The 13,577-nt window shown below is 36.7% G+C and carries 11 protein-coding genes and 1 tRNA gene; 7 read left to right on the plus strand and 5 right to left on the minus strand.

Annotated features, from left to right (window positions below):
* Positions 1–8: 8 nt before the first annotated feature.
* The 5 genes from IPP61_10045 to IPP61_10065 all read right to left on the minus strand — a co-directional run bounded on the left by IPP61_10045 (position 9) and on the right by IPP61_10065 (position 7,667).
* Positions 9–1,550, minus strand: a complete 1,542-nt coding sequence (locus IPP61_10045) for a hypothetical protein (GenBank protein MBL0325505.1) — start codon at positions 1,548–1,550, stop codon at positions 9–11.
* Positions 1,551–1,552: 2 nt separating this feature from the next.
* Complete coding sequence (locus IPP61_10050; GenBank protein ID MBL0325506.1) at positions 1,553–1,819, minus strand: helix-turn-helix domain-containing protein; 267 nt, start codon at positions 1,817–1,819, stop codon at positions 1,553–1,555.
* Between the two features lie 147 nt (positions 1,820–1,966).
* Entirely contained in the window at positions 1,967–3,202 is a 1,236-nt protein-coding gene (locus IPP61_10055) for a site-specific integrase (protein MBL0325507.1), read from the minus strand.
* A 236-nt stretch (positions 3,203–3,438) separates the two neighbouring features.
* Positions 3,439–3,512: transfer RNA gene (locus tag IPP61_10060), tRNA-Asp, on the minus strand.
* Positions 3,513–3,701: 189 nt separating this feature from the next.
* A complete protein-coding gene (locus IPP61_10065; GenBank protein ID MBL0325508.1) occupies positions 3,702–7,667 on the minus strand; it encodes a class I tRNA ligase family protein in 3,966 nt (1,321 codons plus the stop codon).
* Between the two features lie 270 nt (positions 7,668–7,937).
* On the opposite strand from IPP61_10065, the gene IPP61_10070 reads away from it, so the two are divergent.
* The 7 genes from IPP61_10070 to IPP61_10100 all read left to right on the plus strand — a co-directional run bounded on the left by IPP61_10070 (position 7,938) and on the right by IPP61_10100 (position 13,555).
* A complete protein-coding gene (locus IPP61_10070) occupies positions 7,938–8,540 on the plus strand; it encodes a trimeric intracellular cation channel family protein (protein MBL0325509.1) in 603 nt (200 codons plus the stop codon).
* On the plus strand, positions 8,537–9,784 hold the full coding sequence (locus tag IPP61_10075; GenBank protein ID MBL0325510.1) for a 3-deoxy-D-manno-octulosonic acid transferase: 1,248 nt from the start codon (positions 8,537–8,539) through the stop codon (positions 9,782–9,784). The genes IPP61_10070 and IPP61_10075 overlap by 4 nt, the downstream gene beginning before the upstream one ends.
* 43 nt (positions 9,785–9,827) lie before the next feature.
* Positions 9,828–10,625, plus strand: a complete 798-nt coding sequence (locus IPP61_10080) for a DUF2520 domain-containing protein (GenBank protein MBL0325511.1) — start codon at positions 9,828–9,830, stop codon at positions 10,623–10,625.
* 378 nt (positions 10,626–11,003) lie between these two features.
* Complete coding sequence (locus IPP61_10085) at positions 11,004–11,513, plus strand: hypothetical protein (GenBank protein ID MBL0325512.1); 510 nt, start codon at positions 11,004–11,006, stop codon at positions 11,511–11,513.
* Positions 11,514–11,704: 191 nt separating this feature from the next.
* Positions 11,705–12,196 (plus strand): hypothetical protein, encoded by a 492-nt coding sequence (locus IPP61_10090; protein MBL0325513.1) that lies wholly within the window; start codon positions 11,705–11,707, stop codon positions 12,194–12,196.
* Between the two features lie 332 nt (positions 12,197–12,528).
* A complete protein-coding gene (locus tag IPP61_10095; protein ID MBL0325514.1) occupies positions 12,529–13,017 on the plus strand; it encodes a hypothetical protein in 489 nt (162 codons plus the stop codon).
* Between the two features lie 43 nt (positions 13,018–13,060).
* A complete protein-coding gene (locus IPP61_10100) occupies positions 13,061–13,555 on the plus strand; it encodes a hypothetical protein (protein ID MBL0325515.1) in 495 nt (164 codons plus the stop codon).
* Positions 13,556–13,577: the final 22 nt, after the last annotated feature.

Genomic DNA, 13,577 nt, shown 5'->3' on the forward strand with positions numbered 1-13,577 from the left:
AAAAATATCTAAGCTACTTTAAGAATATTTGATTCATAAGATGCTTCATTTATAGTTTTTGAGATATCTCTTTCTTTATTAAACCAAGGTTCCAAGTCAATTTCTGGTGCCACTCCTACAATTTTAACAAGCTCTTCTTCCATTACTCTTTTAACATAATCTTCGTTGCCAACTGTTGTAACTATCGAATCGTGAATGGTAATCATAAATAAGTCTGGCCTTTCCTTTGCAATTCTTTTGGTTATAACATTTAAGATGCTGTGGGCCTCAATATTTTGTAGTATCAGGGCAAGATTTTCTTTATGACTTTTTTTAATTGTTTTGAATATATCATAAACACTAGGAAATAAATCTCTAAATAGATCTTTTAATTCACTTCCTTGGTAACCGTTTCTGGTTGGGCTGTTTATAAAACGATTGTCTGAAAACATAGCTACAAAAATAATTGCCTTTAGAGCCTTACGGCTGCTATCGGGACCTAAAAAATCTCTTATAATTGGATTGTCTGAGGTTTTTATTGCTTCTTCTAAGTATTCATAAAATTTCCCAGTTCTAACCAAGTCGAAAAATAGCATAACATCCTTATTTTGAATAACTTCATTGATTTTTTGCGTCATATAGGGTAGGATGGTGAGGTTGGGATTATTATGATTAATATTGTGTAGATTTATGGGATTATTATAAATATAAGGTAAAGACTTCCTCTCAGAACATAAATTTTTAAGCAATGCAAGGAAGAAATAGGGTTGAGAATTTTTGATATCCAAAGAAATTAATTTCTGCCCATTATAAGTAATATAGTTTCGGAAATATTTTGGCATGTTTGTGTATGGGGTGTGCAACCTACCGCCCTTGGGGTCTACATGGTCATAATATAGGTCATGTTTTAAACAATGAAGTTTGTGGGTGGCCAAAGCATATTTTATGGCAGCATGTTCTTTGAAATCATTCACACTGTAATTTTTCTTCTTGCTTTTTTTGGGCTTTTTAATTTGGCCAAGGTCTGCTTGACTATTGTCAAAGACCAATCTTCTCATTATTTCTTGCTTTATACCAGAAAAGTCAATGGAAGCTTTATTAAGAAATTTTATTAAATGTGCATGATTTCCTGAGTTATGAATTTTATTTTGGTTTCTTTTTTTAATAAATGCTCTGTTTATATTTTTATCCTCTGACCAAATGCTTGAAATATCAAAATCGTACTTTACATCAAGTTTGTATCCAAGGCTTTTACTTTTGGATTTGTTGTCAACCAAATAGTTTTTGAAATATATATTGTCACAATAAATAAAATTATTTTCTAAGAGGTAGGCTTTGATTACAGTTGGTTTTGAAATCCCTTTTTTCTTTAGTAGGTCGTGATTTAGAAGGGTATAGCCCTCATTAGTGAGATAGTTATTTCTTTTTGCCGGTGCGGTAATTATATAATGTATAAATAACTGAGCATGACTTATTTTGAAATCATGTGGAGGAGGGTTTTTCTTAATACATTCCTCTAGGTCATTTGTGAATTTTTCTGGTATTGTAAGTCTTTTTTTTAGTTGTTTCACTTCTAAGCACTAATTTTATTATTTATAAGTATCGATTCAACGTCTTTTAGCTCGTAATACATGGTACCGCCAATTTTGGTATAGGGCAGTGTCCCATTGGATCGTAGTGTCTGTAGCGTACCGGCAGAGATCGAAAGCATTTTTCTGACTTCGCTGGATTTAAGCCATTTCTTTCCAGAAGTTTTTTCAGCGAAAATGCTTTTTAGTTCCTGGATCAGTTCTTCTTTAAATGAGGAAAACTCGTCTTTTGTTATAAACTCGATAACCATATTATTTAAATGAATTTAGATTATTTTATTTAGTAGTATCATAACACAAATATACAAAAAAACACAATACCGTGCAAAAGTATTGTGTTGATTACTAATAAAGTAAGGGTAAAAAAAGGCACTTTTTGGCAATAATTGCTAAATTTTTTAGCCAAGTTTTAAAAGTTTTTTTGAAGGTTTATTCATTTTCATCAAAATCTCTGTATCACGGGCGATTTTGTGGTCTGTAAGCTTGGCATAAATCTGTGTTGTTTTCAGGCTACTATGTCCTAAAATTTGGGCTACGGTTTCCAAAGGTACTCCACTGCTAAGAGCCCAGGTAGCGAAAGTATGCCGGGCAATGTGCATGGTTAAGACTTTAGTAAACCCGCAGAGATCACCTATTTCTTTTAAGTAGGCATTCATCTTCTGATTGCTTAACATCGGAAGGCAAGTGCCTTTTATTTCACATTGTGGGTGATCCTGGTATTTTTTCAAAATTTCTTCTGATTGGGGCAGTAATGGTATTCTTGATTTCTTTTGGTTTTTGGTTCTATTGATATGTATCCATTTTTTTCCATCCACACCCTGGATAATATTATCAGTATTTAATTTCTGAGCATCAGAAAATGAAAGGCCGGTATAACAACAAAATGCGAAGATATCCCTTACCTGGTCAAGCCTGTTTATTTTAAATGGTTTAGAGGTAAGAACCCCAAGCTCATTTTCAGTAAGAAAATCTTTTTGTACGTCTTCATTTTTCATCTTAAATGATAAAAATGGGTCTCGTTCAATCCATTCGTTCTCATAAGAAATTCTGATGATTTTTTTAAAATGGGTCAAGTATTTATTGGAGCAATTGGTTCCGAGGTTTGCTTCTGTTTTGAGGTAAAATTCATATTCAGTAATAAATGAATGTTTAAGGTCATTTAATGAATAGTCCGAAACCTTGAAGTTTTTCTTTAAAAATCCCTTCAGGTGATCCAGAGAAGTTAAATACTTTGAATAGGTTTTAGCTGAATAGTCTTTCCCAATTAAAGCTTTCATATTTTGGTTATGAAAATTGTATGCTTCAATTAAGGTTTTTTGGCTTTCAGAAATACCCAAAATCTGATTCTTTAAAACTTCGGCTGTTATGATTTTTCCTTTGTGCGTGAGAGTGGTTAATTCATCATAAACTTTGCTTTGAAGGACTTCAAGATAGGTGTTAATTCCTCTTGCATCTTCGGAATTTCCAGCCACCCGATTCTTGTCAGGATTCCACCTGTTTGGCTGCACATAACGCTTGGTGGCGATTTCAGAACGCTTACCATTTATGGTAATTCTAAGGTAGATGGGAGAGTCCCCATTTGATTTGGATTTCGACCTTTTTAAGTAGAAAAGAAGTGATAAGTTTTTAAGCATTTGTAAGTATTATTTATGTATAAAAATAATAAAAAAACACCTAAAAAACAAGAGATAACTTGCTGAATATTAAATTTTTATATACTTTTTGGTGACCTTATTTTTCTAAAAAAAGAGGTCACCTAAGAGGTCACCAAAGGATTGAGAAAAAGTGAATAATTTGGTGGGGTATATAAACGAAAAACCCTACAAATCAATGATTTATAGGGTTTTGAATCAATTTGTACTTGATTGAGCGGTCCGGACGGGGCTCGAACCCGCGACCCCCTGCGTGACAGGCAGGTATTCTAACCAACTGAACTACCGAACCAAAAGGCGTTTTTTGTAAACGTGGTGCAAAGATAGCATCTTAATTTTACTTGTCAATACCCCACCGGAAAAATTATATTAAGTTTTTTAATCCATTTGGCTTAATTTTCTTATTATGAATTACTTAAAATAAAAAGTTTTTTTGAATAAAAGCTCCCTCTCCTTCTGGAGAGGGCGGGGGGTGAGGTTTTTAAGAAATTACAGAAATATTTACCAATAGTATATATTCGTCCATTTCTATCTCAGAAAGATTTTCAAAATCGCTTCCGATTTCAATCGATAGAGCTTGTACTTCGGTACCAATATAATCCTTGAAAGCATCTACTGCATCGGCAAGTTCCTGATTGTTGTTTTTGAGTTTAATCACAATCTTATCGGTCACTTCAAAGCCACTGTCTTTTCTCAGATTCTGAATACGGTTTACAAAATCACGGGCGATACCCTCTTGCTTAAGAGCTTCGTCAATATGGATGTCAAGGGCAACTGTAAGTCCACCTTCCACGGTTACCAACCATCCCGGTATATCCTCAGTTAGTATCTCCACATCGGTCAATTCAATATTAAAACCATTCAGACTTATTTTTCCTTCATTTTCAAGGTTTTTCAAAGTTGCGGCATCCATTCCTGAGATAGCGTCGGCCACTGCCTTCATGTCTTTGCCGTATTTAGGTCCCAGAGTTTTGAAATTAGCCTTCACTTTTTTCTTCAATACACCACTTTCATCGTCCAGGAATTCGACTGATTTTATGTTCACCTCAGATTTGATAATCGGTATCACATGCTCAATCTGCTTTTTGACTTTTTCTGAGAAAACCGGCAGCAGAATTTTTTGGAGCGGCTGTCTTACTTTCAGGCCTGATTTTTTACGCAGAGCATGTACCATAGAGCAGATGTTCTGAGCGAGCGTCATGGATTCTTCCAGATCAGCATCTACCCAGTCGGCTTCGTAAGGAGCCCATTCGGTAAAATGCACCGATTCGTATTTGAATGGCGTGTTTTTCTCTACTGATTCCTCCCTGATACCGTCGGTAAGGTTTTTATAGAGCCACTCAGCATAGAATGGAGCTATCGGAGACATCAGCTGGGCTACAGCTGCCAGACAATGCTGAAGTGTCTGGTAGGCCCCACGTTTATCATCGGTCAATTCTCCCTGCCAAAAACGCCTCCTGTTGAGTCTCACATACCAGTTGGAAAGATCGTCATTGACAAAATCCTGAACCAAACGACCAGCCTTTGTAGGATTATAATTGTCAAATTCTTCAGATACTTTCTTAATCAAAGTGTTGACTTTCGAAATAATCCAGCGGTCAAGTTCGGTGAGCTTTTCTTTGGGCACACGGTTAAACTGCTCTATCTGATAGACATCGAGATTTGCGTAAAGGGCAAAGAAATTATAAGTGTTGGTCAATGTTCCAAAAAACTTTCTTTGGGTCTCCTGAATACCTTCGATGTTAAAGCGGAGGTTATCCCAAGGCTCGGCGTTGGTGATCATGTACCAGCGGGTAGGGTCAGCACCATATTTTTTCAGGGTTTCAAATGGATCAACAGCATTGCCCAATCTTTTCGACATTTTGTTGCCGTTTTTGTCGAGCACCAAACCCGTTGAAATCACATTTTTGAATGCCACTGAGTCAAACAGCATCCCGGCAATGGCGTGCAATGTGAAAAACCATCCACGGGTCTGATCTACCCCTTCAGAAATAAAATCTGCAGGATATGATTTATCAAATATATCCTGATTTTCAAACGGATAGTGCCACTGAGCATAAGGCATAGCACCAGAGTCAAACCAAACATCTATGAGGTCAGGTTGACGGTACATTACTTTTCCTGATGGGGATAATAAATAGATTTCATCCACATGCGGGCGGTGGAGGTCGAATAACTCATTTGACCTCACCCCCTGCCCCTCTCCTGGGGAGAGGGGAGTTTTTTTATTTGAATAATAGGAAGAATCTTTTTTAAGATTTTCAATAATTTCACAGATTGAAGAAATTACTTTATTTAAATCGCTTTTTACCTCATCATTTGTAAATCTTATAACCTTGAATCCTTCGTAGTTTAAAAATTCCTCTCTTGCTTGATCAAATATCTTTTGTTCCTCTATATCATGGATTTCACCATCTATTTCTATAACCAGGTTTAGAGAAATACAAACAAAATCTACAATATAACCCTCAATTGCATGCTGTCTCCGAAATTTTACTCCCAGTTTGTTATTTCGTACCTCTTGCCATATTAAATCCTCGCTTTCGGTTGGATTCTTTCTATTTTCACGGGCATAATTCTTTAATTTTTCAAGCCAAACTTTAGCATCCGCCCTAAATACTCTATTTACTCGGTTCTCTTCAGAACTAACTCCCCTCTCCTCAGGAGAGGGGCTGGGGGTGAGGTTTAAAGAATCATTTATCTTTTCATCAACCTGAGGTTTACTCGCCTCATACCTCTCCAAAAACTCTCTGTTCTTCTCAGCCTCTTTTTCCCCCAATTTCCCTGAATCCAAAGCTGAGTTCACTGCCTCAATCAGTTCTTTTACAGAGCCTATACATACTTCTTCACCGTCTTCACTCCTCCAGATAGGTAACGGAGTGCCCCAATATCGGCTACGGCTCAGATTCCAGTCAACCAGGTTTTCCAGCCAGTTGCCAAACCTTCCAGAACCCGTACTTTCAGGCTGCCAGTTAATGGTTTTGTTGAGTTCTACCAGTTTCTCCTTGGCAGCGGTTGTTCTGATAAACCAGCTATCTAAAGGATAATAAAGAACCGGCTTGTCTGTTCGCCAGCAATGAGGGTAGGGGTGGTCAAATTTCTGAACATTGAAGGCCTTGTTTTCAGTTTTTAGCTTGATGGCAATCCTTTCATCTACCGAAAGGTATTTGTCGCGACCCTGTTTTTTCTTTTCTTCTTCTATTTCTTCTGCCGAATAATACGCTTCTTTTACATACTCAAGGGCGTAGTCACTTACTTCTTTCACAAAACGACCTTTACGGTCAACCAATGGCATCTCTTTTCCTGACTCATCCTCAACCATTATGGCCGGGATGCCATGTTGCTGAGCTACCCTGAAGTCATCCGCCCCGAAAGTAGGAGCAGTATGTACAACACCTGTACCGTCTTCGGTTGTTACAAAATCCCCGATGATGATTCTGAATGCCGGACTTTTGGGCTGTACATAAGGCATCAGTTGTTCGTATTCCATACCATTTAATTGGCTGCCTTTTACTTCAGTAATTATGGTCCATGGAATCACTTTTTTGTCAGAATTCTCAAAACCTTCAAAATCTCCCTCTTTTCCTTTTTCTGTAAAATATTTTCCTGCCAAATCTTTGGCAATAATCACATTTATAGGTAGATAAGTGTAAGGATTGAAGGTTTTTACCAACACATAATCAATATTTTTTCCAACCGTCAGTGCCGAATTCGATGGAAGCGTCCATGGAGTGGTAGTCCATGCTAACACATACACTTCGCCTTTAGCAGCATCAAACAAAAACTCTGATTTGTGATTTTTAATCAGTTTAAACTGTGCCGTAAGTGAGGTGTCTTTTACATCACGATAGCAACCAGGTTGATTCAGCTCGTGTGAGCTCAAACCTGTTCCGGCGGCAGGTGAAAACGGCTGAATAGTATATCCTTTGTAAAGCATGCCTTTTTTATAAAGCTCTTTCAAAAGATACCAAATCGACTCAATGTATTCGTTTTTATAGGTGATATATGGGTCTTCCATGTCCACCCAGTAGCCCATTTTGTCGGTCATGTCCTGCCATAAATCAGTGAATCGCATCACAGCTTCACGGCATTTTTGGTTGTATTCGGCGACAGTTATTTTTTTGCCTATGTCTTCTTTTGTTATACCCAGTTCTTTTTCAACCTGTAGCTCTACAGGCAGACCATGCGTGTCCCATCCTGCTTTGCGTTTTACTTGAAAACCCCTGAGTGTTTTGTATCTGCAAAAAATATCCTTGATAGTACGAGCCATCACGTGGTGAATGCCCGGCGTGCCGTTGGCTGATGGCGGACCCTCATAAAATGTAAAACTTGGGCTTCCTTCTCTTACTTCAATGGATTTTTGAAATATGTCGTTTTTTTGCCAAAAATCTAAAATTTCATCCGCCAGATCGGCATAATTCACAGACTTGTACTCGGGGTATCTCATTATCAAGATAAAATATTCTTTTGTAATCTAAAATAAGTCCGCAAGTTACGAATTTTGTATGTAAAAATTAAGCAATTCAAGAGTCAATATCTCCCTAATTAAAGTCCATCTCCTTCTGGAGAGGGATTTAGGGTGAGGTTTATTATTGTTAAGTTTATTGATTTTTCTAAATATAAAATAGAGTTTAGTATCTGTGAAAATTAATAAAACAAAGAATTTAAAGTTTATTACTCTGTATTTTTGCAAAAAAACAAAACCAAATTGGAGTTAATCTCTTATGTGACTATTGGGGGAACCATTGCATTTGCTGCTTCGGGAGCTTTGGCAGGAATCAGGAAAGGGCTGGATATTTTCGGTGTTACGGTGGTGGCCTTTGTGACCTCCATTGGTGGTGGTACGGTAAGAGATATCCTTTTGGGCAAGTTTCCCATCCGCTGGCTTTTTGATAGTCAGATTCTTTTGCTGATAGTGGTAGTATCGGTTATCACAGTTTTTTTTAGAAAATATATCATCAAACTCGACAAAACACTCCTGTTGTTTGACACCATCGGGTTGGCATTCTTTACCGTAAAAGGGCTCGAAGCCGGGCTAGATATAGGCCTTGGGAAAATTGCCTGTATGATTTTAGCTACTGTCACTGCCAGTTTTGGAGGTGTGGTCAGAGATATTATTTTGAATGAAATCCCGGCGATTTTTCACAAAGAAATTTATGCTACTGCGGTTATTTTTGGCTGTTTATTTTACTTTGTGTTACAATATTTTGGTTTACAAACCGGTATCATTCAGAATCTGGTGATTGGGCTAATCATTTTAATAAGATTATTGGCGGTCAAATTCAATATTTCCTTACCCAAAATCCTCCAAAATCAATGAACCTGATAGCCAATATTACCTCTTTTTTCTATCAGGTATTGATAAATGCCTTTTCGGTGGTACTGCCCGTTTTGGCCAGGGTTAGCCCCAAATTGAATGAGTTTTATCGTGGAAGGCTTGAAAGTGAAGACGTTTTGAAAAATTTCGAATCAAATCCTATCCTCAAACCTGTTGTCTGGTTTCATTGTGCTTCTTTGGGTGAATTTGAACAAGGTCGGCCCGTCATCGAGGCTTTCAGAGCACAATATCCCAATTATTTCATTTTGCTGACTTTCTTTTCGCCTTCGGGTTACAAGGTTAGAAAAAACTATAATCAGGTCGATAAGGTAATGTATTTGCCTGTTGACACCAGAAAAAATGCTGAAAGTTTTTTAAAGATTTTCAAGCCCGAAGTTGTAGTTTTTGTGAAATATGAATTCTGGCCAAATTTTGTAAACGCAATCAAAAATTCAGAAGCAAAATTGATAGGCATTTCGGTTATTTTCCGGCCAAAACAGATTTTTTTTAAATGGTACGGTTCATATTTCAGGAATATTCTCAGAAATTTTGATCATTTTTTTGTCCAAAATCAATCCTCAGGAAACCTTCTAAAAGATTTAACATTGGAAAATTTCACTGTTTCGGGAGATACCCGTTTTGACCGAGTTAAACAAAATGCAAAGAATGTTTCCCAAATAGATAAAATCAAAAATTTTGTTCAGGAAAATTCCGTTCTGGTCGCTGGGAGTGTTTGGCCTAAGGATTTGGAAGTATTGAAGCCGGTTTTCAAAGCTTTTCCCGAAATGAAAATTATTCTTGTGCCGCATGATATTCATCCGGAAGAAATAAATGAATGGAAAAATTCCCTGGATGCGGTCTTGTTTTCGGAGGAAATAAATACTGAAAAACAACTCTTAATTATTGATGCAGTGGGCTATTTGTCAGCTATTTACCAGTATGCCGATTACGCTTACGTGGGTGGAGCCTTCGGTAAGGGCCTGCATAATATTCTCGAAGCAGCAGTTTTTGGTGTCCCTGTTTTTTTTGGAAATAAAAATTATCAAAAATTTCAGGAAGCTGTAGATCTTGAAAAACTAGCCGTAGCTTTTTCGGTTGGAAACAGTAGCGAAATGGTTGAAAAAATGAAATATTTTTTGGAAAATAAAACAGCAAAACAAAAAGTAAAAGATCTGGCCCAAAGCTATATTGAATCGGGAGCAGGAGCAACCGATGATATTCTTAAATATTTAGCAAAAAGCAGGTAGATTGACATTTTGTGGTTATTTTGCCTGTATATTCTAACCCCCGATGACTGTAAGTATCATAGGAACAGGTAATCTTGCCTGGCATTTGGCACGTGTTTTTGAAAAAAATAACATCGAAATCTCTGAAATTTATAGTCGGGAGCTGAGTAAGGCCATTTTACTCACCGACGATCTTTATCAATCGAACCCAACAGATCAACTCGATTTTTCAGATAGCAAAGCCAAAATTTTCATAATTTGTGTTTCAGATGATGCCATCGAGCAGATTTGTGCCCGAATTGTGCTGCCTGAAAATTCGATTCTTGTGCATACTTCCGGAGCAAAAAGCATAGAAATTTTAGACGGAACTTTGAAGATTTATCATGATTTGGAAGTGAAAACCGGGGTATTTTATCCTGTGATGACATTTAAAAAAGGTAAATCAGTCGATTTTTTAAAAATTCCGGTTTGCATAGAGTCCAACGACGAAAACACCAAACAAACGTTGATAAAACTTGCGAAAGTCATTTCTGATGAGGTTTATATACTTAACTCTGAAGAAAGGCTAGCTCTACATGTTGCTGCAGTTTTTGCCAACAACTTTACCAATCACTTACTTGCCCTTTCCAAAGCGATTTTAGATGCCGAAGATCTGGATTTTGAAATATTAAAACCCATAATTACTGAAACTTTCAAAAAAGCTCTCTCATCGCGACACCCTGCCGAAGTGCAAACCGGCCCCGCCATGCGAAACGACCTTCTGACTTTAAAATCGCATCTTGATTTTATTTCCGATGACGACGACCTTGCCAAAGTTTATAAAACGCTTTCAGAAAGTATCAAAGATTGGCATCAGAACTGAATTGTACTTGTGCCAATTTTTTTTTCAAACATTTGATAGATTCTTTTTTATTACCTTTAGTATATAAAAATGATAGGAATAAAAACGTCTTTTTTACCAGAGAGTAAGTGTAATTAGCTGTTTTATAATATTTTACATTTAGGTTATTTTTGTTTTTTTTCCAGAATAAAAAAAAACTTCCAAAAATTGTACAGGTTTCCATTTGTATTTATGGCATAAATTTTGAACACAAATATCCAGAGTGTTTCTAATAAAAATATTGAGCGGTAACATTCCCAAATTAAAATTTTTGTTCAACGTGGAAGCGTGTTAAAAAAAGGATTATTAGTCAGGAAAAACTAATAAAAGCACATTCCCAAAATTAACCATTTATTTTTTATGAAAAAGTCAATTTTGACTACAATTGTACTTACAATTCTAGGATTTAGTGCATTTGCATTTGCACCGGCTGACACCAACAGAGTTGGTCACAATGTTAAAATCATTGCATCTTCGGTTTTAGACATTCAAATGTCAGTTTCTACAGACGTAGAGTTTAACTTTGCAACTTCTGCAAACTATGAGGCTGGAATTACTAAAACTGATGCCGCTGAGTTAAAAGTAAAATCAACTAAGCCATGGACTGTTTCTGTAGGTTCTGCAGATGCTAATTTTACCTCAACTTCTGGAAACAATAATACCGAATTGGCAAGAAGTGCTCTTGAGTTTAAGAAAAGCACAGGATCGACATTTGCAGGAATGAGTGCTTCAGCTACAGTGGCTACTGGTACCAAAGGTGGACATTCTGCTACTAGTAACACATTTAAAGTGGATTACAAATTGAATCCGGGCTATTTTGCACAGGATACTTATACATTACCAGTTGTTTACACAGTAAGCCACGACTAATATTGACGTAAAAATTTACTTTTATACCAAAAGGGGACGATTTTCGAATCGCCCCCTTTCGTAGTGATGCCGATTAATAATTTATTCCTTATTTATTAGGAAACCAGATTTTGTTTTTCTATGTTTGTTCCTGTCAGAGGGTCTATATTTCTTTGGAAAAAGACTTTTTTGCTCAGGAAAAAACTAGAAAAATGAAAAGAATCGCAATAACTGTATTAGTTTTTGAGCTATTTTCCGGTTTCGGATTTGCACAGACAACAGTTTCACATACAGTCAAAATAATAGCCCATCCCATTCTGGATTTAAAACTTGAGAATGCTTCAGTTTCTCCTGAATTTAACTTTCGGACAATTGCCGACTACGAAAATGGAGTTGAAAAAACACAAGCAGCTTCCTTAAAAATCAAAGCTAACCGACCGTGGGTTTTGAATGTCAAAGCTGGTACTGAAAGTTTTCAAGCTTCGGGAAGCCAAACTTCTTCAATTAGTTCTTCAGCATTAATTATCAAAAAATCAGGTGGTTCTGAAAATATTGCTTTGACGACTTATGATCAGGCAATTAGCAATGGTACCGCAGGAGGAATTGATAAAAACAAAGTTATGCTGGATTATAAAGCTGATCCCGGTTTTATAAGTCCTGACTCTTATGTAATCGAACTTACATACACTCTTACAGCTCCCTAATTTTTCTTTTTAAATGTTGTTTTTTACTTAAATTTTCTGTTTAAAAATCGGAAGTTTTTAATAAATTTTCATGAATTATGCTCCTGAATTGGGCAATTATCTACACTAATTTTCCCTCCCATTTATTTTACAATCCTGGTTTTTAAGAAGACTTTTGAAATTATTTTAATATTTAAAATATTGATATATAGCAACTTGTATATTAAATGTATCCTGTAAGTTAGTTTTGGCATAAATATTGAATTATCAATTAGTAAGAACATGTGCAGGTCAGTAAAATCGGAGAGATTCGGTTTTGACCAACCATAATTAACAATTGCTTTTTTAATAACATGAAAAAATTAGTTTACTTGCTGTGCTTGTGGATACCCTATTTGGGCTTTTCGCAAACCACTTCCAGATCTCATACCGTAACCTACACCGTCAATACAGTTTTAGAGTTGGATTTTGACAACACCACTCAAAACCTTGGTTTTACTTTTGCTACTGCAACCGATTTTGAATCTGGCAAAACCAATGCTACTGCTGGTGGATTTAGAGTTAGGTCTAACCGAAACTGGACAGTAAGCGTGAAAGCCAATGCCGCTAATTTTACAACAACCGCCGGTGGTGAAAACAATGTGGCCTCCAACAAACTTTCAGTAAGAAGGGCCGGAACTACAGCCTGGATGGCCTTAACGACAGCCGACCAAACTCTGACTACCGGAACCAAAGGAGGTTATGGAACCAATACTTTCCAAATAGACTATTTTGCAAATCCCGGATATATTGCCCCGGCAACTTATACTTTGCCTGTGGTGTACACCGTGACAGCTCCCTGAATCTAATTTACCGGGAGAAAAATAACCTTACGTGCTTTGAAAAATGAAAAAAAAATTAATTCTGACATTATTCTTGTCGGGTATCCTGATAAATGCCTGGTCTCAAAGTACTTCGAGATCTCAAACCATTACACTTACCATTAATAATATTCTGGAGCTGGATTTTGATAATACAGCTCCAAATCTTGGTTTTACATTTGATAATGCCACAGCATTTGAAAATGGGATTACCAACAGTTCGGCAGCGGGGTTCAGAGTGAGGTCAAATAAAAACTGGATAGTAAACGTAAAAGCTAATTCGGCAAATTTTTCAGCTACAAGTGGGGGTGATGCCAATATAAGTGCAGGGACTCTTAGTATCAGGAAAAATGGTACAACCAATAGTTTTGGATTAACGACCTCAGATCAGCCTTTGGCCAATGGAAACAAGGGGGGCTTTGGTGCCAATACATTTAAAATCGATTATATCGCCAATCCGGGGTATATCTCTCCTGCTACTTATTCACTAAATGTAACTTTCACAGTTACAGCACCTTAAAATTTTTCCTGAAATTATAAAT

It is taken from the genome of Cytophagaceae bacterium (assembly GCA_016722655.1).
GTDB lineage: Bacteria > Bacteroidota > Bacteroidia > Cytophagales > Spirosomataceae > Leadbetterella.

Coding starts and splice junctions, on each gene's coding strand:
- IPP61_10050 (MBL0325506.1), bottom strand. CDS start 1,819: ATGGTTATCGAGTTTATAACAAAAGACGAGTTTTCCTCATTTAAAGAA.
- IPP61_10055 (MBL0325507.1), bottom strand. CDS start 3,202: ATGCTTAAAAACTTATCACTTCTTTTCTACTTAAAAAGGTCGAAATCC.
- IPP61_10065 (MBL0325508.1), bottom strand. CDS start 7,667: ATGAGATACCCCGAGTACAAGTCTGTGAATTATGCCGATCTGGCGGAT.
- IPP61_10075 (MBL0325510.1), top strand. CDS start 8,537: ATGAACCTGATAGCCAATATTACCTCTTTTTTCTATCAGGTATTGATA.
- IPP61_10080 (MBL0325511.1), top strand. CDS start 9,828: ATGACTGTAAGTATCATAGGAACAGGTAATCTTGCCTGGCATTTGGCA.
- IPP61_10085 (MBL0325512.1), top strand. CDS start 11,004: ATGAAAAAGTCAATTTTGACTACAATTGTACTTACAATTCTAGGATTT.
- IPP61_10090 (MBL0325513.1), top strand. CDS start 11,705: ATGAAAAGAATCGCAATAACTGTATTAGTTTTTGAGCTATTTTCCGGT.
- IPP61_10095 (MBL0325514.1), top strand. CDS start 12,529: ATGAAAAAATTAGTTTACTTGCTGTGCTTGTGGATACCCTATTTGGGC.
- IPP61_10100 (MBL0325515.1), top strand. CDS start 13,061: ATGAAAAAAAAATTAATTCTGACATTATTCTTGTCGGGTATCCTGATA.